Below are 23608 nucleotides of genomic sequence, written 5' to 3'. Positions count from 1 at the left end.
TTTTATTTAAATGGATTATTTTAAGTTAATGTGAGTAAGGCTTGGTACATATGAAATGTACTTCTTTTTGTAGCTTTAGGAAATTTAAAAGGGGGAATGAATTTTTTGAGGAAATCATTTAATCAAAAAATAAAAAAATTAAGTAGTAGTTTTATAGTCGTGTTACTAGTATGTATGAATTTTCTAATCCATTTACCATATAAAGCAGAGGCAGCTACACCAGAATTAAAAGGTTTAGGTGATGTATCTTATTACAATGCAATCATTTTTGGAGATCATAGTGCAACGAGTGCGGATATTGAGGGTGCGATGGCTATTCAAAAAAATATGAACGCATCAAGTTATACAGTCTTAGCGGCTGCAACAGGAGCACATAACTTAGCTGGAGCAACATGGGTAGAGGAAGGATATCCAGCATTATTACTAGGTGGTCAATTTACGAAAGCGGGAACAGGACAAGTAATTATTCAAGATGGAACAGTGGCGATGACAAAAGATGGTGACCCAGAAGGTGCAATGAAATCATCATATGACCGTATCTCTTATAAAGAGCAAGCGGAGATTGATGCTAAATTTAAAGAATTTAGAAAAGACGTTGATAGCGTAATTGAGGATGCGGGCCAATTACATACTGATAAACCAAAATCGGGTATGACCTTTGGGATCGGTGAAGATGTAAATAATCCTAATATTTATGTCTCTTCAGGCCAAACGGGAAAGAAAACATTTGATGTAACAGACGTTTTTCTTCCGAATGCAGATAATAAAGATTTTATTGTTATTTATTCAGATGCGGAAGAAGTGAGTTTTGGTGGCGGTGCAATTTTGTATGATACAAAAAACACTGGGATGGCTACAGACTTAATTAATACATCTCAAGCATATGATCCTAATTCATCTTTTACGGAGTTAGCTAGTAAAGTTATTTGGGTGTTTCCAAACGCTACAAAAATAACAACTAAAGGCTATGGTGTAGTAGGTAGTGTGTTTGCACCTAATGCAGTTGTAGATACAAAGGGTGGTTCAATTAACGGACAAGCCTTTGTTGGTGGATTACACCAAAGAGATGGCTTTGAGGTTCATAACTTTAAATTTAATTGGCCGAAATGGAATAAACCATCAGTTGAAAAAGTAACTGGTCAATTTGAAATTGTAAAAGTAGATGCAAGTGATGAAACAAAGTTATTACCAGGTGCAGAATTTGAAGTGTATAAAGATGGTAAACAAATAGATACATTACGAACAGATAAGACAGGTAAAGTAATCTCTAAGAAATTAGAACCAGGTAAATATACATTAAAAGAAACGAAAGCACCAGAGGGATATAAATTACTAAAAGAAGAAATTGAAGTTACTGTGGAAGAGAACAAAGTAGTACCGGTAATAGTTAAAAATGTGAAAGCGTTGGGAAGCTTACAGGTAGTTAAAAAGGATGCTGAGAGCAGAAACGTGCTAGAAGGCGCGGAATTTAGACTGAAAAACGAAAATGGTCAAATAGTTGGAGAGGCGAAAACAACAAATAAAGATGGTGTTGTTACATTCGAAAACTTAGTGCCAGGTAAGTATACGTTAGAAGAAACGAAAGCACCAGAAGGTTACAAAGCGATAGACGTTACAGTAGAAGTAAACGTTGTAGCAAATAAAGTAGCGAAAAAAGAAGTATTGAATGAAAAAGAACCAAGTAAAGGTCCAGAAAATCCAGGTGAAGAAACAGAAAAACCAGGTGAAGAAACAGAGAAACCGGGTGAAGAAACAGAAAAACCAGGTGGAGAAACAGAAAAACCAGGTGGAGAAACAGAGAAACCGGGTGAAGAAACAGAAAAACCAGGTGGAGAAACAGAGAAGCCAGGTGAAGAAACAGAAAAACCAGGTGGAGAAACAGAGAAGCCAGGTGAAGAAACAGAGAAGCCAGGTGAGGAAACAGAAAAACCAGGTGAGGAAACAGAAAAACCAGGTGGAGAAACAGAGAAGCCAGGTGAAGAAACAGAGAAGCCAGGTGAGGAAACAGAGAAGCCAGGTGAGGAAACAGAAAAACCAGGTGGAGAAACAGAAAAGCCAGGTGAAGAAACAGAGAAGCCAGGTGAAGAAGCAGAAAAGCCAGGTGAAGAAACAGAGAAACCAGGTGAAGAAACAGAGAAGCCAGGTGAAGAAACAGAGAAACCGGGTGAAGAAACAGAGAAGCCAGGTGAAGAAACAGAAAAACCAGGTGGAGAAACAGAAAAGCCAGGTGAAGAAACAGAGAAGCCAGGTGAAGAAACAGAGAAGCCAGGTGAAGAAGCAGAAAAGCCAGGTGAAGAAACAGAGAAACCAGGTGAAGAAACAGAGAAGCCAGGTGAAGAAACAGAGAAACCGGGTGAAGAAACAGAGAAGCCAGGTGAAGAAACAGAGAAGCCAGGTGAAGAAACAGAGAAACCGGGTGAAGAAACAGAGAAGCCAGGTGGAGAAACAGAAACACCAGGTGGAGAGACAGAAACACCAGGTGGAGAGACAGAAACACCAGGTGGAGAGACAGAAACACAAGGTGGAGAGACAGAAACACCAGGTGGAGAGACAGAAACACCAGGTGAAGAAACAGAGAAGCCGGGTGAAGAAGTAGGAGAGCCTAACTTACCAGAAAAAGAACAAGGCAGTTCCAATGATCAAAAACTTCCAGCTACAGGGCATAATACAAATTACCTTCCATTTATAGGTGTAATTCTTGTGTTATTAGGAATGCGTTTAAGATTTATGACTAAAAATAGCTAATAGATTTATAAAAGGCAGAAGAGAAATGTCATCTCTTCTGCCTTTTAGTTTTTAAATAGAAGAAATAAGGTAAAACCTTCTGTATTGACCTGCAAACGCCCTTCAAGTAAACTAAAGAGAGTTTGCAAATGAAAAGGTGATAATGTTGTTAATTTCAATTAAAACGCTACAAGATGATCGTTTTTTACGTCCGCTGCAAAATATTGGCGGCTTATTTTTTGAAGATAGTACGATTGGATTTGAACAAGAGGAAGCAAATCTTATCGTTGATATACACATTGAAGAGAATGTGAAAGCATCAGCTCGTTTAACAGATGTTGCTACTGGAAATGTGTATGAAGAAACTTTCGCAAAAGATTTATCTGCTTTCACAGATGAAAAAGAGCGTATGAAGCAAGTGAAGCACGTTGTTTCTTATGTATATCTTTCTGTTCTTCAGCAGTTAACTGGTCTTGAACAAAGCTGGGGCATTTTAACAGGAGTTCGTCCGACGAAACTTCTTCATAAAATGCTTCAAAGTGGTATGTCAAAAGAAGAAGCACACCAAGAACTTCGTGAAAGCTATTTAATTCATGAAGAGAAAATTGAACTTCTTCAGCGTATTGTGGATTGCCAATTAGCGGTAGTTCCGGATTTATACCGTTTGAAAGAGGAAGTAAGTATTTATATCGGTATTCCATTCTGCCCAACAAAATGTGCATATTGTACATTCCCGGCTTATGCAATTAACGGACGCCAAGGCTCTGTTGATTCATTCTTAGGTGGTTTACATTATGAAGTTCGTGAAATTGGTAAGTTTTTAAAAGAAAAAGGTGTAACAGTTACGACGATTTATTACGGCGGCGGTACACCGACAAGTATTACAGCAGAAGAGATGGATATGCTGTATGAAGAAATGTATGAAGCGTTCCCAGATGTGAAAAATGTGCGTGAAGTAACAGTTGAGGCAGGTCGCCCAGATACAATTACGCCAGCGAAGCTAGAAGTGTTAAATAAATGGAACATTGACCGTATTAGTATTAATCCGCAGTCATACCATCAAGAGACATTAAAAGCAATTGGGCGTCATCATACTGTAGAAGAAACAATTGAGAAGTATCACTTAGCTCGTGAAATGGGAATGAACAATATTAATATGGACTTAATTATTGGTCTTCCTGGTGAAGGGTTAGATATTTTCAAGCACACGTTAGATGAGACAGAAAAGTTAATGCCAGAATCGTTAACAGTTCATACGTTATCATTCAAACGTGCTTCTGAAATGACGCAAAACAAACGTAAATATAAAGTAGCAGGTCGCGAAGAAATTACAGCGATGATGCATGAAGCAGAAGAGTGGACGCAAAAGCATAATTACGTACCATATTACCTATATCGTCAAAAGAATATTTTAGGTAACTTAGAGAACGTTGGTTATGCAATGCCGACGCAAGAAAGTATTTATAACATTGTTATTATGGAAGAAGTTCAATCGATTATTGGACTTGGTTGTGGTGCATCAAGTAAATTTGTTCATCCGAAGACAGGTGCAATTACGCACTTCGCAAATCCGAAAGATCCAAAATCATATAACGATGGCTTCGTAAAATATACAGAAGACAAACTGAAAATTTTAGAAGAGCTATTTGTATAAGAAGAAAGAGGTTGTTCTGATTTGGAACAGCCTCTTTTTTATATTGTTGTGAGTAAGTTGCTATAATTTCATTTACCAAGAGACCACACTGTTTGTAAAACTATGTCGATAATAATCAGAAAAATTAGTCAAATCATTAGAGGACAATGTCTACTTATGGACGAAATGATAGATTTATGAAAGAGAAAAGGGGGAAATTGTTGGCATGTACATGACGATAGGGAGAATATTTGATTTAGCGGTTGGTAAGTATCCGAATACAGAGGCGTTAGTAGAGCCGGAAAAAAATATTCGCTGGACATATAAACAGTGGGATGAGCAAATAAATAAAACGGCGCAAGCTCTGTTGAAAGAAGGGGTAAGAAAGGGAGATACTGTATCTGTTTACTTATATAATTGCCGTGAATTTGTAAACGTTTACTTAGCTTGTGCGAAAATTGGGGCGATCTTTAACCCGATTAACTTCCGTTTAAAAGCAAAAGAATTATCTTATATCCTTCAAGATGCAGCCTCGAAAGTAGTAGTCTTTGAAAAAGCAGTTGAATCAACTGTTGCTATCATTGAACGAGATTTTCCAAATTCGTCTTTTTGGTATGTAGAAGACGATACACCTTCCTATGCTAGTTCTTACCATGAAAAAGTTAATGCGGCATCTTCTGACAAAGTAGATATCGAAATTGATGAAATGGATTATTGTTCTATGCTGTATACGAGCGGTACGACAGGTCATCCGAAAGGCGTATTGCATCGTCATCGTGAAATGACTGAGCATAGTATGATTTGTACGTATTTCTTAAAATATAATAGAGATAGTGCCGGACTTGTTGTAGCACCTTTATATCATTGCGGCGAGTTAAATGCTGGAATCATTCCGCGCATTCAAGTTGGTGGAAAGAATGTTATTTTGCATCATTTTGATACGGATAGAGTATTACATACGATTCAAGAAGAGAAGATTACGACGTTTTTTGCAGCACCGACGATGTGGAATATGTTACTGCAAAAAGATTTAACACAGTACGATTTAACGTCGATGAAGATTGGTATATATGGCGGAGCGGCGATGGCGCCAGCATTAGTGAAGGAATGTAAAGAACGTCTTTATATTGATCTTGTACAAATTTACGGAATGACAGAAATGGGACCAGTTGTTGCGTTCCTCGTGGAAGAGGATCAAATTACGAAAGCAGGTTCAGCAGGCACGCCATGCTTTAGTCATGAAATTCGCATTGTAAAACCGAACGAAGATGCACCAGCAGAGCCAGATGATGTATTGCCTCCTTATGAAGTTGGAGAGATTATTTTGCGCGGCCCAACTATGATGGCTGGTTATCATAACCGAGAAGAAGCAAATGCCAAATCGATGTATAAAGGATGGTATCACTCTGGTGATTTAGGTTACTTTGATAAAGATGGCTATTTATTCGTCGCAGATCGTGTGGATGATATGGTAATTAGCGGAGGCGTTAATATTTATCCACGTGAAATTGAAGATTTCCTTCATAGTCATCCTGGTGTATTAGATGTTGCGGTGCTTGGTGAGCCAGATGAATTATGGGGAGAACGTGTTGTGGCTGTTGTTGTAAAGAAAGATGAAGCGATTACAGAAGAAGATTTGGAAATATATTGTAAAGAAAGTGATGAATTAGCAGATTATAAACGTCCACGTCATTACTTATTTGTGGATGAACTGCCTCGTAATGCGAGTGGAAAATTACAGAAGTTTGTGCTTAGAGAGTCTTTAAAAGGAGCAAAAAAATAGAAAGTGGGGGATACCCACTTTCTATTTTTATTTACGTGAAAATCCTTCTTCATCAAGGTATTCCGCAGCTTCTGGATAAGAGTTGAATGTACCGTCTAAGTTTACACCAGCGTACACGTTCCACATATCATCCTCTGAAATAAGAGTAAGGATATGGCCGTCTTCGTTATGCCACTCTTCTTCTTTCGCAGGTTCTGCAGGAACTACGATTTCTTCTTGTGATAATAGTTCAATTGATTGCTCAATTACTGAGCGTAATTCATCTGCTGAAAATTCGCGGATGTTAATCATACCTTTATCATCCGTTTTATAACCTTTAATACCATTTGCATATACAAATCCGTTTCCATTTGGATGTAAATGATATACAACGTTCTTTTTATCTAAACGACTTTCTTCAAAGTGAAAGTTCACGCGTTTTAATGATACGTTCTTTCTTTCTAATTCAGGGAAAGATTCAATAATCGATAATTTTTCTTCAAAAGTTAGCATAGTGCCTCCAAATATATAATAAAAGATTTAATTTATCTATTATAGCACAGTTACAATGGTTTCCAAAGATGCGGCGTGAGTTTACAATTGAATACGTTTACGTCACGATACTGTAAAAAGTGGACTAACGAATGTATTCTTTTAGGTGTACAATGGAACGTGGACTTAATGTGAAGGTGGTTATTTATATGTTTCAAAAAATAGCAAAGGAATGTTTAGCAGGTTTTACTGTTGCGATTGTTGCGTTGCCACTTGCCATTGCATTTGGTATTGCTGCAACCGGAACGTCTGAAGGAGCACTAGTCGGATTGTATGGTGCGATTTTTGCAGGTTTATTTGCGGCGTTATTTGGTGGTACACCGGGGCAGGTTACCGGGCCAACTGGACCGATTACGGTTATTGCAACAGGAGTTATTGCAACGCACGGGTTAGAGGCGAGTTTTATAGCGTTTATGATGGCGGGACTGTTTCAAATTTTATTCGGTGTATGTAAGCTTGGATCTTACGTTCGATATATTCCGTATCCTGTCGTTTCAGGATTTATGAACGGTATCGCATTAATTATTATTTTAGGTGAAATAAAGCATGTGCAAAATAGTTTTCTACTCGTAGTATTAACGATTATTGTAATGATTGTTTCTGGAAAATGGATTAAAGCCATTCCATCTAGTTTAGTTGCATTAGTCGGTGTAACGGCTATGCTTCCTTTATTTTCTTCGGCGTTAGAGGGGCTTACAGTGAAGTTACCGATTATCGGAAACTTGTCATTAAATAAGGTGATTGAGAAGATTGGGACGATTCCAGAAGCGATGCCGACGCTTCATATTCCATCTTTAAGTGGAACAGGGATGGCAGAACTTATTTTACCAGCGCTTAGTATTGCTTTATTAGGATCGATTGACTCGTTGTTAACATCGGTTGTAATGGATAATGTGACGGGTACACGTCATAAAAGTAATAAAGAACTGGTCGGACAAGGTATCGGTAATATGATGAGCGGGTTGTTTGGCGGATTAGCAGGGGCAGGGGCGACTGTACGATCTATCGTGAATATAAGAAGTGGCGGTAAAACGGCGCTTTCAGCATCTATGCATAGCGTAATATTATTTATTTTCATTATGGGACTTGGCTCGGTCGTACAATACATTCCACTTGCTGTATTATCAGGTATTTTAATTTTAACTGGTATTGGCATGTTTGATTGGGAAAGTATGAAGAAAATGCATGTAGCACCAAAAGGTGATGTCATTGTTATGCTTGTAACGATGGTTGTCACAGTGAAGTTTGATTTAATGATCGCTGTTGCGTTCGGTATTATTCTTTCGTTCATTATATACATGGTGAAATGTAAAGAACGTAAAGCTTCTATTGTAAAAGAAAAGGAAGCGACGTATAAAATTAAAGGTCCACTTTCTTTCCTAACAGTGGATCGTGTTTTTCAGACTTTACAAGACGTAAAGTCTCCAGTTGTTTTACGTATGAAAGATGTGCGCTATATGGATGTATCAGGAGCGATGGCATTGTTAAACTTTGTTGAGCAATTGGATAAAGTGGGCGCGAGTGTGACACTTGAGCAATTGCATCCGAGTATTGAACAAATAATCGTGACGATGGCAAGTAATGAGCAGAGGGAACAATTACAATTCTTAAAGGCAAAAACAAGTTAGAGATAAGAACCCTCATGTGATAAAATGTGAGGGTTTCTGATTATTCGCATATGTATGTATTGAATTTGAATATCCAGATATTATACGTCTGTTGACAATTGATACACTTAGCAGTATAGTAACATTTTAGATTGGCAGTATGCTATGGTAATAAGTGTAAGAATTTTAAGATTTCTTTACACTGAAAAGAAATCGCTTTAAGCTGGAGGGAATATTTGATGTACAAACAGTTACCACATGGAGTAAAAGTCGGGATTACACGTTCAATCGTTGCTTCTTTTGAGAAGTATATGAAGGAAATTGAATGGAACGAAGAAAAGTTTGACATACAACAATTTGTTGAACAGTGGAAACAATATTTATATACAAAATCAACTTGGATTAATAAAGTAGATGACAAGTTGAAAGAACATCCAGATTTCCATCAAGAGCTAGCAGTAAAAGTGAATGAGAAAATTAACGAGCTTATTAATGAAGAGCCGACTGAAGAGCAATTAAAAATTTTAAAAGATCACGAAGTAAATAATATAGATGATTTTTGTAAGTTGGAAGCAGCGTATCGTATTGAACGTTTGTAGTTGAATTTTTACATAAGAAAACACGTCGTATTCATAAACGGATACGACGTGTTTTTCATTACTCGATTAGCGAGTAATGAAGGTTATTGCGGAATAAACGCTTTCCATTTAGATAAATCGATTGGCTCTTTTGATACTGAGTCAGCAGGGAATGTAAAGGTCCAAGGTTTCGTAGAATTGGCCTTAATTTGAAAATCATTTAATACAAATATTTTTTCCGCAACGGTAGATTCAGAGCGATCTGAAATATGCAATGGAAGTTGCTCAAGGGTTATATTTTTGTTATAGCCATTACGAATTAAAATAGTTGCATTCAAATCTCCGTTTTCTTCTACAACAGCGTTTAGCCCTAGAAAGTTAATTTCATCTTCTTCAGGTGGATTTAAGTTAGCAACAATTTCTTGTAATTTCATTATTGCACTTTCAGGTAGCTTTTCTTGCCATATAGGATCTAGATCTAATGAATGTTTTCCTTGTAATTCAAATACTAGTTGCCAGTCTTCAGTTGATAGCGTTGCTTCCGTAATTGAATTTTCTTCAAAGATGAAAGTCCAAGGCATATTTACATTGGATGGAATTTCTTCTAAGTGTGATAAATCAAATGCTTGGCGTGCACATGTTTCTCCATTTTTATTTAATAAAGATAGAGTAAGAGTTTCAAATTGAATTGGATGCTTTACACTACTACGAATGAATGTAGTAATATAATAAGCATTTTCATATTTTTTACTTTCAATGCCAGCTAGCGAAATTTGATTTTCTTGTAAGGTAGGTAAAGATTTATGTAAAAATTGATAAATATACTTCTGTTCTTGTGAAACCTCATTCCAAGATGGATGGAAGTATAAGTTAGGTTTTACGTTTTTTGTATGATTGCTGTTTTCTTCGGTTCCTAATAATTGAGAACCAGAAATTACGGAGTCTCTACCTTTTTTTCTTGCCTTCTTTAAAAATGATAGCATGCAATTCACCTCATTATATATTTTGTGGAACAGTTATATATCTTGCTAAATATAAAGCAACCTCTTTTTCAAAATGGCTAAATGTGTGTAAAAAGATTTCAAAACCTTCTTTTTGATAAAGGCGTGCCGGATCCTCTTGTTGGTATTGTCTTAAGCCAATACCTTCTTTTAAATGCTGCATTGCACTTAAATGGTTTGTCCAACCAGAATCAAGGAAGTGCAAGCTAATTTGACGTAATACTTGTTGTGCATCTTCATTACTTTCTAAATTGTTAACACGCTCTATATAACTTGTAAGAGTATCTTTTAATAGCTCTTGTAAGTCCTCAGCAGAATGAACGTTATTAGCAGATAAGGCTGGAATTTCTTCGGTAGATAAAACTTCTTTTAAAGCTTCTACTAGTCTAGTGAAATCCCATTCTTCAGGAAGCATGCCTTCTAATAAATGATCTTTAGCAATAACAGTTATTGTATTTTTGATCATTGGAATGACAATCTCTATCATATTTATTTCTTCGTTTAAAAGGTTATTACGAAGTTTGTAAACTACATTACGTTGGTCGTTAATAACATCATCTAATTTCAAGTTGTATTCACGCATTGAAAAATGACTACCCTCACAAATTAATTGTGTACGGTTAATTAAATCATAAATTTTAGTATTTAGAATTAAACCGTTTTCATCAGTTTTAAGTGGTTTTTTTAGCTTCTCTATATCTTCACCTGCGTAGCGTTGCATCATTTCATCTTCTAATGAAAGGAAGAATTGAGAACTTCCAGGATCACCTTGTCGACCAGCTCGCCCTTTTAATTGATTATCAACGCGACGAGATTCATGTCTTTCTGTTCCGATTACATGTAAACCGCCAAGCTCATGAACGCCTTTTTCTAACAAAATATCGGTTCCGCGTCCTGCCATGTTTGTAGCAATTGTAATTTTTCCTTTTTTTCCAGCTAATGCAATTAAATCAGCTTCTTGCTCAGCACTTTTGGCATTTAATAGTTGATAAGTTAAATTAACTTCATCTAAATAACGTGCAACTGTTTCAGATTGAAGGATGGACATCGTACCAATTAAAATAGGACGTTCTTTTTTATGTATATTTATTACTTCTTCACAGACAGCTTTATATTTAGCGTCGGCTGTTACATATACGACGTCTTTTTTATCTTCACGAAGTATAGGACGATTCGTTGGAATTGAGATAACTTCCATATTGTATACGCGGTTAAATTCTTTTTCTTCTGTTTTTGCTGTACCTGTCATACCAGATAAGGCTGGATACATACGGAAGAAGTTTTGAATAGTAATAGATGCTTGCGTTTGATTCTCATCTGTAATCGGTAAGCCTTCTTTCGCTTCAAGTGCTTGATGCAATCCGTCACTTAAAGAGCGGCCATCCATAATACGTCCTGTGAAAATATCAACAAGCATAATTTTTTCGTCTTCGACAATATAATCAACGTCTAGTTGGAAAGCTACGTGTGCACGTAATGCTTGAATCATATAATGATATAAAGTTTGATGCTCTAGATCATATAAGTTATCAATATCAAATAACTCTTCAATTTTTGTAATTCCATCTTCTGTAAAATTACATGCTTTTGTTTCCGCATCATAAGTGTAGTGCAGAGTGTCTTGGAATGATTTCATTACTTTCGCACATAAATGATGGAAATCAGAACTGCTTGACTTTTTCCCAGCGATAATAAGCGGAGTTTTAGCCTCATCAATTAAAACACTATCAATCTCATCTATAATAGCAAAGTGATAGGGGCGCTGTACTTGTTGCGCCTTAGATGATGCCATGTTATCACGAAGATAATCGAAACCAAATTCAGTACCAATTCCGTATGTAATATCAGCTTCATAAGCGCGTTTTTTATCGATAGATTCCATTTGTGCCATATTTAATCCAACTGTTAATCCAAGAAATTCATGAACTCGTCCAATCAATTCCTTATCACGCTTTGCTAAATAATCATTTACTGTAATAACGTGAACGCCTTTTTTCTCAAGAGCACGTACGTAAGTAGGTAAAGAAGAAACGAGAGTTTTTCCTTCTCCTGTAGGCATTTCAGCGATGTTTCCTTCTAGTAATACAAGGCCACCGATTAACTGTACGTCGTAGTGACGAAGACCAAGTACTCGTTTTGCAGCCTCTCGAACGACAGCAAATGCTTCTATTTTTATATCGTCAACTGTTTTTCCATTTTGTAACATGCTTTGGAAAGTAACAGTTTTTTGGCGTAGTTCACCATCTGATAATGTTTCCATTACAGATTCTAATTGATTAATATCATTCACAAGTTGTTCATAATTTTTAATCTTTCTTTTTTGTGAATCTCCCAATAACTTCTTGACCGAATTCAGCATTCTTGTAACACTCCTCTTACTGACAATAGATACATTATAGTATAGTTATACTAGAAAAAAGTAGAAATGGAAAGTGGTAGGAAGTTTGAGCGAACTCGTTTTTTGAGTAAGTATACTTTCATTTTGCTACAAAAAAGAAAGTATTCAATATATAAGAAATTTGGTATGATAATTTAATGAGATGAAAGCAGTCTCTATATTTAGTAATAATTCGTTTGAGAATATATGTATAAAAGAAAAGAGAAGGAACATGAATAAGAAGTTTGTAAAAGGTGCAGCAATTTTAACAATTACAACTTTTTTGTCGAAATTGCTTGGAAGTTTCTTTCAAATTCCATTGCAAAATATTGCAGGAGATGAAGTGCTTGGTATTTTTCGCCTCGTGTTTCCTGTATATATGATTGCCCTTACCTTATCAGTAGCTGGTGTCCCATTGGCAATTTCAAAGTTGATTGCAGAGTTGAATGAAAAAAATAAGCATAAAGAAATTGCGAAATTATTTAAATCGGCATCGATTATAGGGATGGCATTTGGAATATTCGGATGTTTAGTGATCGTGTTATTTTCTACTGAAATTGCAAGTATGCTTGGTGGACAAGAAACGAGGGTGCCCTTACTGGTTACGTCATTGGCCTTACTCGTTGCACCATATATGGCGGTTTATCGTGGGTATTTTCAAGGATTCGGTGATATGAAACCGACGGGGATATCGCAAGTCATTGAGCAATTTGTACGAGTATTTTTTATGTTAATCATCGCTTATATATTAGTATATTGGAATGAAAGTAGTGCTATCATTACTAGTGGGGCAATGGTTGGATCTTTTCTTGGGGTAATAAGTTCACTTATATATTTACGTATGACGTACAATAAAAGTTCATACCGATATAAGAGCAACTCGTATTTACTACAAGATTTGAAAAAAGATGGAAAGAAAATATTGCAAGTATCTATTCCGATTGCTATTGGAGCTTTATCTATGCCGCTTTTAAATTTGGTGGATTCGCTAACAGTGCCGCACGTGCTGCAAGGATCGTCAGCCGAAATTCAAGCGCAATTTGGTATATATAGCCGCGGTTCTGCATTTACACAATTAATCGTTGTTTTCGCAAGCGCAATTGTATTTCCATTAATACCATTATTAACGTCTGCACTAGCAAAAAAAGATATGAATTTAGCAAAAACGACAGTTCAAAATACGAACTCACTTATGCATGTGCTAACAGCCCCGTTAACAATATGGTTAATTGCATTAACGGTTCCGTTAAATGTGGGATTGTTTACAGATGCGAAAGGAAGCAGTATGTTAGCTGTTATGATTGGTAGTTCGTATTTCACATCGGTTATGGTATTATCAATAGGAGTTTTACAAGGAATTAACCGCTCTGCCCAAGCTGCGTGGATTGTTATTGGCGCAAGTTTTGTGAAATGTTTATTAAACATAGTATTAACAAAAAAGTTTGGCATAGATGGAGCGGCGTATAGTACATTGATTATATATGTGTTAATCTGTATCGTAAATCATCTGTACATTCGAAAATATCTTTCCTATTCTGTTCATATAGGAAGATTTTTTATTGTAATAGGTGTATCTTGTATTTTAGGATTAGGACTATATGAACTATCTACTATAATAGATGTTACATCTTCAAGAATTATTGCGTTATTATATAGTGGTGTAGCACTTGCTATTGCAATAATTTTGTATGCGTTATGTGCTGTGAAATTAAACTGGATATCAAAAAAACAAATACCATTTTTGAAAAAATAAATATAGAACTACAAAATGTAAGGATTGGAATTCGGACGGGCTTATTGTGATGATGCTTTTTTAGGTAAGGAGTTGGTGCCAATGATGGATGAAATAATTGGTTACCAAATGTTGGAGGAGATTAAGAGTGCGGTTAGTTTTATCAGGATATTATGGTTTTTATAACGTTGGAGACGAAGCTATTCTACAATCGATTATTGAATCGTTACATAAAGAGAATCCGAATATTGAACTCGTTGTGCTGTCAAATGACCCTGACTATACAAGGAAAATGTACGGAGTAGAAGCGGTGGATCGTTGGAGTATCAAATCGGTTTATGATGCAATTAAAAAAAGTGACGGACTTATTAGTGGCGGAGGGAGCCTCCTCCAAGATAAAACGAGTGTAAAAAGTATTTTATATTATACGGGTATTATGGGGTTTGCTCGTATGTTAAAAAAACCGTATTACATTTATTCACAAGGAATAGGTCCGATTACAAAAAGGCATAATCGACTATTAGTGAAATGGCATTTGTCGAAAGCGGCATATATATCAGTTCGAGATGAGGATTCATTTTTATACTTAAAAGAACTTGGCATGAAAAGGGATATTGAACTTGTTCCAGATCCAGTTTTAACATGGAAACGAAAAAAACAATCAGATTGGCTACAAAAACATTCTCTGCATGGGAAAATAATTGCAGTGAGTGTGCGTCACTGGAATGCAAAAGAAGATTATATAAAAAAGTTAGCGATTGCTTTAAAAAAATTAAAGCAAGAAGGGTACCAAATTTTATTCGTCCCGATGCATGGTCCGTTTGATCAAAATGCTTCGCGTGATGTAGTGGATTTAATGGGAGAAGAGACGTATATGCTTCCATATAAAATGGATATTGATGAGAAAATATCTATTTTATCAGAATGTACCCTTTTAATTGGTATGCGTCTTCACGCTCTTATTTTTTCGGCTGTCGCGAAAACACCGATGGTTGGAATTTCATACGATCCAAAAATCGATTCATTTTTAAGACAAGTGAATCAACCGGTTATAGGAAGTGTGGATGGAGACTGGAGTGCAGAAGATTTATATAAAATTGCGAAGAAGCAAGTGACGCAGCATGAAGAGATACAGCAATCCCTGCAAAGAAGAGTAGATGAGCTGCAATTGCAAGGAGAACAAGCGGCCAAGAAAATTATTTATCATATAGAAAAAAACACTCTACAGAAAAAGTAGAGTGTTTTTTTGTTAGTGTATTTCTTTACGTTGAAATCTTTCTTTTATATATTGTGTAATGAGATAGACACCGTAACTTTGTATAATCATAAATGTCGGGATGATAAAGTAGCGATAGCGCGATTGAATTTCAATGAAGATGTGTACGCCTGCGTAACCTAAAATTAATAATGAGAAGAACAGTAACGTTTTATTTCGTTGTTCTTTTATCGTTTTGATAGAAGCTATGCAAGCGAATATGCAAATGCTTACGTAACATAATTTTTCTAACGTCCACAGTAATCTTGATAATTCGGGTCTTGGATGTCCTTCTAATCCCCAATAAATGGCTGCGTCATAATCTCCCCACATAACTTTAAATTTATCTTTGAATAACAATAATAGTTGTCCTTTATCGGCAGTTCTTTCTTTAATGAGCTGTTTTTCAATTTCGAAACGTTCCTCGCCAATCGGATATTGAAAAACAAGTTTATGGTCAGGGAAAGAAAATCCACCTGTTGTTTCAGGATTGAATCCGACTACAAATTTCCAATAAGGGTCTCGACTAGACAATGGATATTGTGTAACCCCTGTAGAGATTAATGTATAGCTAAAGATGAAATGTACGATATAATAAATGCCAATCATGCCAATTAGCTTCGATACAACCATTTTTTTATTCAATTTTTGATCACAAATTATATGAGCGATCACTAAGAAAAGAATGAGAGCTAGTAAAATAACAATACCAATCGGTCTCATAATATCGCCAAATGCAATAAGAATACTAACAAATATCCACGCATATGAATGCGAGATTCCTTTTTTTACGAGAAGATAAAAACCAGCATAGAATAGAAATGTTGCGAGATGCTGATTTGTTAGTACAGAAGTCATCATAATGTTAGGAATGTACGTTGCGAAAATAAGTGCGGCAACTCTACCGCTAAATTCGTTAAATAGATGCGTAGCTAGGCGATATATAAAGTACGTAATGCCAGTGCAGTACAGTATATTTAATAATTTAATCGCTAGTACACCTTCGCCAAACAATTTGATGACACCAGCTTGGTACATTGTAAAGCCTAATTGATATACCCAAGTAGTAAAATATGCTTTGTCCGCGAATGAGAAATTGTTATTTGCTGCATCAACGGCTCCGTTATACATTTGTTCGAAATCTTGTATGACATTTGTTTGAACTGTTAACACCCATGCAAGACGAAGTGTGAACGCTAGTAGACAAATAAAGATGATAAATTGTGTTTGAGTGAAAAATCGATTCACGATGATAGACATGAATATAATACCGATTAGAACGACTATAAGTGCCACTATAAGGAAATAGGGATGATCGTACTTCGGTTCAGTTATTAAAAATTGCAATGAGTATATAAGAGTCATTGCAAAAAATAACAATGTTAATATTTGCAGTGATTTAAATGCAAATGCATATAATCTAGGCATAATGATCCTCCGTCGTATGTAATATCTTTGTAGTTATTTCTATATAAACAGAAATAACTACGTCATTATATCATAAAGGATTTCAAGGTTGTAAAAGGAATGGAGTACATAGGAAGATTAGTAGGATATATAATATTTTAATATAATAAAATATTTATTTTAAAAAGGCTGTATGTTAATTTTTGTTTATCATGTTTATATAATTAGTATATAATCGGTGTTGGAATGATAAATTCGTAGATTACGAGGAGGATTACATAACCGTGAAGAAATTTTCAAAAGGTATTACAGCAGTTGCGTTAACGGGGTCATTGCTTTTAACTCCTATTTCAAGTTATGCGGCGAGTGATGATATTACAGGTCATCTATTTGAGCAGCATATGCGTACTCTTATTAATAAAGGGATCATGTCAGGGTATGGAAATAATGTATATTTACCTGACAAAGAGATAACGAGAGCAGAGTTTGCTACATTAGTAGCGAAAGCGTTACAACTTCCGCAAGCAGATTCGAATTTTAATGATGTGCCAAAAACATACGGATTATATGACGGTGTAAGTAGAGCATTCGGAGCAGGAATTATTAAAGGGCGTAGTCCTGAGACTTTTGCACCAAATGATGTGATTACACGTGAAGAAATGGCCGTAATGGTAAAGCAGGCGCTAGATTATAAAAAGATTAACGTAACTGTAAGTCCGCTTACATTTGCTGATACGAATCGTATTAACTATAAAGAACATGTACAAGTTATGGTAGCAACGGGGATTATTAAAGGCTATCCAGAAGATAATACGTTTAGACCACACTTATCAGCGACAAGAGGTATGGCTTCGGCGATGCTAAACTTAATGCTTGGTAAAATTGGTAACAACGGTGGAGAAACTCCAGTAGAAACAAAGAATTATGTGTTGTTAAATGATGCAGGGAAAGTAGTAGAGCGTTACACTACATATAAAGAAGCTGTTACAGCTGCACAAAATAAAGGCATCAATGCAGTGAAGTATGAAAATGAATACGTATGGATTAAAGATGGCTTTGCAAGTGCGAAGCAAACTCCTGGAAATACAATTAATGTGTACGGTGATAATTTAGAAACAGTATATACATACATTCAGTATGGAACAGAATTTAAAGTGTTAGAAGTTGGAGAAGATCGTGTGAAAGTGCAACTCTCTGACCTAACAGGTTATGTAAAGAAAAATGAAGTTACTTTAATTCCTGAAAATGAAATGAAGAAGTCATCCTATTACGTAAAATCAGATGGATATTTATATCACAGATATTTCACGTATAATACAAGTTCACCTGGATATACAGAATATAGATTTGGCGCAGCCCCTTCGTTCATGAAGCAAGGGCAATCAATGTATAGTGTAGATGGAAAAACATTCGGAAATGAAACATTCTATCAATATTTTAATTATCTATCACTACGTACGAAAACAGAGTACACGGCAGAACAATTAGATAGTTATGTAAAATCAGTAAAACCAGATTCGCCACTAATCGGTTTAGGGAAGAAATTTAAAGAAGTAGAAAGTAAGTATAATGTAAATGCATTATTCTTATATTCATTAGCTGTTCATGAAAGTTTATATGGAACAAGCGATCTTGCAAGAGATAAAAATAATTTATTTGGTTTAAATGCAACAGATAATAGTCCGTTTGGTAACGGTCTAGCATTTAATTCAAAAGAAGATTGTATTGAACATGCTGCAAAAGTATATATGAGTGAAGGATATTTAAATCCAGGACATTGGCGCTATACGGCAACATATACAGGTGATAAAGCTGGCGGTTTAAATATGAAATATGCATCTGATGCAAACTGGGGTAAAAAAGTAGCAGGTCATATGTTCCGTTTTGATTCGTACTTAGGTAAAAAAGAGTACAACAAATATAAGCTTGCACGTGTAACGAATAAGGTGGAAGCGAAAAAAGATCCTCGTACGTCGAATGAACGACTGTATAACTTAGCGGCAAATAAAGTTGTTACGGTTACAGGCGAAGAAACGATAAATGGACAAGCATGGGTTAAAATCATTTCTGATGACCCTGCTGTAAATGAAGCATATGTGGCAAAAGAAAATGTAGAGTACGTAAAACACCAATAAAGAAAAAACAAAAAGACTGATCACCTAGAGGATCAGTCTTTTTGTTTGTCGAAAAAAATACATGAGTGTGCTGTATGTTATTTAATAACATTTATATGAAAATAATACCACTTTATAGAAAATTATAACAAATAATTCGACAAAATAACAGAAATAAAGCGTATTCTTGTCGAAGAGTGTCGATAATTTTAAAAAGTGTAAATTGTCATTTCATTTATATTATGTGCTATAATGCTATTTGTATATTAAATACAAGCGATGTATATACGTTTACATATTAGAAAAGTTGATAAATATATAATTCGACAAAGATTATAAATTTGTCGAATTGCGCGATAAAAAAATCTTTTAAAAAAAAGAATTATGACGTATTATATACATGGTTTAACTTTTTGGAAAAAGATAGTATTTATTATGGCTAATAAATTACTATTCTTCAAAAAGTGTTTGTAAATTAATATATGAATTTAGTAAATCACTAGTTTTTCAAATACATATTTCTAAAGCTAGTATTATATTTCTCAAGGAGGAAATAAATCAATGGCAAAAAATAAGTCTTTTAACAAATTAATGGCTGGTACAATGACAGCTGCAATGGTGGCTGGCGTAGTAGCTCCAGTTGCTGCATCTGCAGAAGAGGGCGCGTTTAAAGATGTTCCTAAAGAACATTGGTCTGCAAAAGCGATCAACGCTATGGCTGCACAAGGTATTATCGTAGGTACAGGTAATGGTATATTCGGATTTGGTGACGATGTAACTCGTGCTGAAGTAGCTACTTTCATGGTAAAAGCGAAAGGTATTGAAGCTGGTTCAACAAAAACTCCATTTACAGATGTAGATGCAAACGAATGGTATGCTAAATACGTTTCAGCTGCTGAATCTAACAAAATCATGGCTGGTTTAGGCGACAATAAATTCGGTCCAAAAGAAAAGTTAACTCGTGCACAAATGGCACAGCTTCTTGTTAACGCATACGGTTTCAAAGCTGATGAAGAAAATAAACAAACTTTCAGTGACATCGACGGTTTATCTTGGGCAACTGCAAAATCTTCAATCGAGACTCTTGCAAGCCTAGGTATCGTATCTGGTGAAGGTGAAGGCAAATACAATCCAAACGGTGTTGTAACTCGTGAGCAAGCTGCTCAGTTCATCTACAATGCGATGACATATAGCCCGAAAGTAAAAACAGATGCTAAAGTTGAATCTGTAAGTGCAATCAACGCTCAAGAAATTAAAGTTACATTCACAAAACCAGTAAATGAAGAATCTGCGGTTAACGAAGGTAACTACATTTTCAAACAAAATGGCTCTGATTTAACAGCTGCTGATTTTGAAGGTGAAGCTGGTAAAAAAGGTGTTCTTTCAAAAGACGGTAAGAGCGTAACTTTCAAATTAGTAGCTGGCAAAGCATTTGCTAACTCTGACAAATATGCAGTACATTCAACTACAGGCGTATTAGGTGCAGACTTAAAACCTGTAGAAAAATATCTTGATTCAGAAAAGACATTCTCTGACTCAGTAGCTCCAGAATTATTAGGTGCACGCGTTATTGGTAAAACAGTTGAATTAACATTTAACAAACCAGTGACAACAGATGCAAAAGTTAAAATTGATGGTGTTGAGCTTACAGAAGCAAAAACTGCAAGTAAAACTCCAGGTGTATACACTCTAACAACTGATGTAGTTACAGGGAAAGACGGTATCTTCGGTAAAGGTGATCATGAAGTAGTTGTATACGATGCGAAAGATACATTAGCAAAGAACCCTAATACGTCTTCAATCTTAACAACAAAATACACTGTATCTTCTGATACAACAGCACCAGAAGTGAAATCAGTTAAAGCTATTAACAACCGTTCTTTCAAAGTTACATTCTCTGAGCCATTAAGCCAACACCCTGAAGTAACTGTGAAAAAAGGTAACTACACGTTCCCAACGGCAGCATATGATACTGTAGGTGGTAACGGTTTAGTACAATTTACAATTGATCCACAAGATGCAACTTCATACATCGTTTCTATTAAAGAAGATACAAAGGATGCTCGTAACCCATTATATGCAAGCGGTGAAAAGAACGTTGACTTAAGTGTTAACCTTAAAAACTTCAAAGATACTGTAAACTTACTTGGTAAACCAGTTGATATGAATGTTTCTTTAACTGAAGATACTGCTACACCAAAAGTATCTACTGATAGCTTAAATAAAATTGACGGTAATAACTTACTAGTTAAATTCAACGGTAAAATTGCTGTGAATGACGCTAATCAAATCGTAGTACGTGACAAAGGCGGGGTAGTTGTACCATCTGCTTTCGTAGCTGAAGGTGACGTATTAAAAGTTACTCCTAAGAATAACGTTGAATTAAAAGATGATTCTTACACAGTAGAATTAAAAGCTGGTGCTATTAAGTTTGCTAAAAATGAGGAGTTAGCTTCTTATTCTGTAAACACAAATAGCAACGAAGCATTTATTACAACTGTTGGTAAAACAGGTATCGTAACACCTGTAGTAGAAAAAAATGCTGACATTATTTCAATCGAAGGCGATGTAATCACTGTAAATTACGGTCAAGACATGAGCGGTAACGCGAAAGATGTAGAGAACTACAAAATTGACGGTAAAGCATTACCAGCAGGTACAACTGCAGAGTTCGTTGGTAGCAAACAAATCGTTAAGATTTCTTTACCTAAAAATTATTTCGCAAAAGCTCAAGATGCTAAATTTACAATTAGCACAAACGTATTAACTGCTTCTGGAAGCAAAGTAGTAGCTAACGCTCAAACAAAAGCTCCAGTTGAAAAATTAATCAACTTCGCTGATAACACAGCTCCAAAATTAGCTAGCGCTGTTTATGTGAAAGCTACAAATGAAGCTGAAGTTTCAAATACAATCAAAGTTACATTTGATGAGAACGTTAAAGAGTTCGCTGCAGATGACGCTCAATTTATCAATGACTTAAAAGTTGTTGTAAATGGAAACAATACAGCAGTTAAAGGTATTAAGCATGGCGGCGAAAAAGAGAAAAACGTTGTTTACTTAACAACTGAAAAAGAGCTAAACGTTGCTCAAGCTGCAACAATTAGCGTAGTACCAAAAGGTGCATATAACCAAGAAATCAACATTACAGATGCTGCAGGTAACAAGTTATCACTTGGTAACGTAACTGCATCAACTGCTATTGTTCAAAAATAATAATAGATAGTATATCTGTTATTGACGAAAAACCCTTTCAGGAGAATTCCTGAAAGGGTTTTTCTATATGATTCAGTTCTTTGCGAGCAGGAGACTTATGCTGTTTGATTGTTGCAAGAAGTAAACATAGTAAGTATAAAAAATGCCATGCCCTTAAAATAGGGCATGGCATTTCAATGTTATTCAATTTCCAAATCAACAACCATATAAGCGAGTATGACAGTAAAGAATATACTTACGGCAGGTGCTGTTAATACGTGTCCAGACATAAATCCTATACCGAGCGATAAGACGAGTGTGCTAGCTAATAGCATATGTTTTACGCTAAATAGTTTTTTGAAGTTTGTGATGATGCGAATGAATATTTTTATACCGAAATAAAGAAGTGGTAGTAAGTACATAAGGAATCCGACAATACCAAATGCGAAGAATAGGTCGTGGAAATCCATTTCGACCAATTTCATTTTCGTTGTATAGTTACCAGCGTATCCCATTCCAAATAGTTTTTGAGATAGTGGTGCTTCTTTATAGTATTGTTTGTATACTTTTAAAAACTTGTCGCGATCACTGTAAATTAAACTTTTCATTTCAGAGTCTGTTAGTTCGCCTTGTTTATGTTCTTCGTCTTTAATTACTTTTCCTTCTTTTCGGTCTTTTTCTTCTTGTACTGATTTTTTGTATTCATATATTTGTAAATGGATGCTCATGTTTTTTGCGATAGGAGTTTGCGGTGTAAGTACGAGTAACCCTCCTAATACGACAGCAGCAACAACTGTGTTTACAAGATATGTGAATCCTTTTCCTTCTTTTTTACGATGTATCATGTATTCAATGAATAAGAAGAAAAGGGCGATACCAAGTGTAATAACGATGGCACCATAGCCTACTTTCGTTCCAATCATAATGCTTGCATACATCGCAAGTACAGTTGGAATCCAGTAATACACTTTTGAGAAAGAAGTTGTTTTATGAACCGAGTATAAGACAACGATTGGGAACATAATTGCGAAAATGGAACTTAAATCATTTCCAGCAAAGAACCATCCTCTTGAACCGATCTTTGAGTTCGGATAGCTTGGGAAATCTGTACCAGTTGCCATAGCCGCAATGATTGAAATACTTAAAATTAACGTTGCATATAAGAAATACGTAATGATTTTATGAAACGCATATTCGTTATTTTTTAATTTTTTTAGTGCGATAATATATCCAAACAGTAGTACAATTGGATATACACTTTTTAAAATGAATTTCACTTCTTCTCCAAATGAAACTGGAGATTTTACCATTAAATTATTCACAAGGCCGATTGCGAGTACGATGCCAAAGAGACATAAGTAGAGAATATATTTTTTCGCACCTTGTTGTTTATGGTGAAGAAGTAGATAACCTAATGCAAGAAGCATAAAGGCGAAACGGACTACGATTCCGACTGTTGCACTCATGTGTAATACATAGATTGAAAAAGACGTTAATAAATCTAAGATTGGTTGAAACACAATGAATAGCAGTAGGAAATGCGGGAAGGAGTTATCCGTCTGTTTTAACTTAGTAACCATATGTTCCTCCATTTCTTCATTCCTTTATTTCAGCACCTCTATATAATAGGAAGGAAAATGAATTTCTATATTTAATTTTTTACATCAAACTTAA

Annotated in this window: 14 protein-coding genes; 9 read left to right on the top strand and 5 right to left on the bottom strand. The window is 35.5% G+C overall.

The window, feature by feature from the left end; genetic code table 11:
• Window positions 1-105: 105 nt before the first annotated feature.
• From MNO09_RS26515 to MNO09_RS26505, 3 genes are all read left to right on the top strand, one after another.
• On the top strand, window positions 106-2745 hold the full coding sequence (locus MNO09_RS26515; RefSeq protein ID WP_088107428.1) for a SpaA isopeptide-forming pilin-related protein: 2640 nt from the start codon (window positions 106-108) through the stop codon (window positions 2743-2745).
• Between the two features lie 142 nt (window positions 2746-2887).
• Complete coding sequence (locus MNO09_RS26510) at window positions 2888-4378, top strand: coproporphyrinogen III oxidase (RefSeq protein WP_002007015.1); 1491 nt, start codon at window positions 2888-2890, stop codon at window positions 4376-4378.
• Window positions 4379-4583: 205 nt separating this feature from the next.
• Window positions 4584-6140 carry a fatty acid--CoA ligase gene (locus MNO09_RS26505; protein ID WP_070168436.1) on the top strand — a complete coding sequence of 519 codons (1557 nt, stop codon included), beginning with the start codon at window positions 4584-4586 and terminating at the stop codon, window positions 6138-6140.
• Between the two features lie 27 nt (window positions 6141-6167).
• Here the strand turns inward: MNO09_RS26505 and MNO09_RS26500 are convergent, their stop codons facing one another.
• Window positions 6168-6632 carry a hypothetical protein gene (locus MNO09_RS26500; RefSeq protein ID WP_088057384.1) on the bottom strand — a complete coding sequence of 155 codons (465 nt, stop codon included), beginning with the start codon at window positions 6630-6632 and terminating at the stop codon, window positions 6168-6170.
• A gap of 152 nt (window positions 6633-6784) precedes the next feature.
• Here MNO09_RS26500 and MNO09_RS26495 point away from each other — a divergent pair, with 152 nt between their 5' ends.
• Window positions 6785-8299: a SulP family inorganic anion transporter gene (locus tag MNO09_RS26495; protein ID WP_098656193.1), complete on the top strand. Its 1515-nt coding sequence runs from the start codon at window positions 6785-6787 to the stop codon at window positions 8297-8299.
• Window positions 8300-8517: 218 nt separating this feature from the next.
• Window positions 8518-8877, top strand: a complete 360-nt coding sequence (locus tag MNO09_RS26490) for a hypothetical protein (RefSeq protein WP_140399260.1) — start codon at window positions 8518-8520, stop codon at window positions 8875-8877.
• Between the two features lie 83 nt (window positions 8878-8960).
• Here MNO09_RS26490 and MNO09_RS26485 read toward each other — a convergent pair whose 3' ends face one another.
• Window positions 8961-9839, bottom strand: coding sequence for an accessory Sec system S-layer assembly protein (locus tag MNO09_RS26485; protein ID WP_000948202.1), 879 nt, complete (start codon window positions 9837-9839; stop codon window positions 8961-8963).
• Between the two features lie 13 nt (window positions 9840-9852).
• Window positions 9853-12216: an accessory Sec system translocase SecA2 gene (gene secA2, locus MNO09_RS26480; protein WP_000935167.1), complete on the bottom strand. Its 2364-nt coding sequence runs from the start codon at window positions 12214-12216 to the stop codon at window positions 9853-9855.
• Window positions 12217-12466: 250 nt separating this feature from the next.
• Between secA2 and MNO09_RS26475 the strand changes: the two genes are divergently transcribed.
• A complete protein-coding gene (locus tag MNO09_RS26475; RefSeq protein WP_001034593.1) occupies window positions 12467-13987 on the top strand; it encodes a putative polysaccharide biosynthesis protein in 1521 nt (506 codons plus the stop codon).
• A 127-nt stretch (window positions 13988-14114) separates the two neighbouring features.
• Window positions 14115-15203, top strand: coding sequence for a polysaccharide pyruvyl transferase CsaB (gene csaB / locus MNO09_RS26470; protein WP_001241588.1), 1089 nt, complete (start codon window positions 14115-14117; stop codon window positions 15201-15203).
• A gap of 12 nt (window positions 15204-15215) precedes the next feature.
• On the opposite strand, the gene MNO09_RS26465 is transcribed toward csaB, so the two are convergent.
• Entirely contained in the window at window positions 15216-16649 is a 1434-nt protein-coding gene (locus tag MNO09_RS26465) for a glycosyltransferase family 39 protein (RefSeq protein WP_001137780.1), read from the bottom strand.
• Between the two features lie 263 nt (window positions 16650-16912).
• On the opposite strand from MNO09_RS26465, the gene MNO09_RS26460 reads away from it, so the two are divergent.
• Both MNO09_RS26460 and MNO09_RS26455 read left to right on the top strand, forming a co-directional pair.
• Window positions 16913-18763: an S-layer homology domain-containing protein gene (locus tag MNO09_RS26460; RefSeq protein ID WP_000714569.1), complete on the top strand. Its 1851-nt coding sequence runs from the start codon at window positions 16913-16915 to the stop codon at window positions 18761-18763.
• A gap of 540 nt (window positions 18764-19303) precedes the next feature.
• Entirely contained in the window at window positions 19304-21955 is a 2652-nt protein-coding gene (locus MNO09_RS26455) for an S-layer homology domain-containing protein (protein ID WP_070168442.1), read from the top strand.
• Window positions 21956-22134: 179 nt separating this feature from the next.
• On the opposite strand, the gene MNO09_RS26450 is transcribed toward MNO09_RS26455, so the two are convergent.
• Window positions 22135-23514: an O-antigen ligase family protein gene (locus tag MNO09_RS26450; protein ID WP_070168443.1), complete on the bottom strand. Its 1380-nt coding sequence runs from the start codon at window positions 23512-23514 to the stop codon at window positions 22135-22137.
• Window positions 23515-23608: the final 94 nt, after the last annotated feature.

It is taken from the genome of Bacillus sp. N5-665, from assembly GCF_022637375.2.
In the GTDB taxonomy this organism is placed as follows: Bacteria; Bacillota; Bacilli; order Bacillales; family Bacillaceae_G; genus Bacillus_A; species Bacillus_A wiedmannii.
Note: the sequence above shows the minus strand (reverse complement) of the source record. Positions and strands in the feature narration are given on the sequence as shown.

Bases quoted from the DNA above. Each gene is read 5' to 3' on its own strand.
- MNO09_RS26510 (WP_002007015.1), top strand. From the start codon at position 2,888: ATGTTGTTAATTTCAATTAAAACGCTACAAGATGATCGTTTTTTACGT.
- MNO09_RS26450 (WP_070168443.1), bottom strand. From the start codon at position 23,514: ATGGTTACTAAGTTAAAACAGACGGATAACTCCTTCCCGCATTTCCTA.
- MNO09_RS26465 (WP_001137780.1), bottom strand. From the start codon at position 16,649: ATGCCTAGATTATATGCATTTGCATTTAAATCACTGCAAATATTAACA.
- MNO09_RS26485 (WP_000948202.1), bottom strand. From the start codon at position 9,839: ATGCTATCATTTTTAAAGAAGGCAAGAAAAAAAGGTAGAGACTCCGTA.
- MNO09_RS26495 (WP_098656193.1), top strand. From the start codon at position 6,785: ATGGAACGTGGACTTAATGTGAAGGTGGTTATTTATATGTTTCAAAAA.
- MNO09_RS26475 (WP_001034593.1), top strand. From the start codon at position 12,467: ATGAATAAGAAGTTTGTAAAAGGTGCAGCAATTTTAACAATTACAACT.
- MNO09_RS26505 (WP_070168436.1), top strand. From the start codon at position 4,584: ATGTACATGACGATAGGGAGAATATTTGATTTAGCGGTTGGTAAGTAT.
- MNO09_RS26490 (WP_140399260.1), top strand. From the start codon at position 8,518: ATGTACAAACAGTTACCACATGGAGTAAAAGTCGGGATTACACGTTCA.
- MNO09_RS26455 (WP_070168442.1), top strand. From the start codon at position 19,304: ATGGCAAAAAATAAGTCTTTTAACAAATTAATGGCTGGTACAATGACA.
- secA2 (WP_000935167.1), bottom strand. From the start codon at position 12,216: ATGCTGAATTCGGTCAAGAAGTTATTGGGAGATTCACAAAAAAGAAAG.
- MNO09_RS26500 (WP_088057384.1), bottom strand. From the start codon at position 6,632: ATGCTAACTTTTGAAGAAAAATTATCGATTATTGAATCTTTCCCTGAA.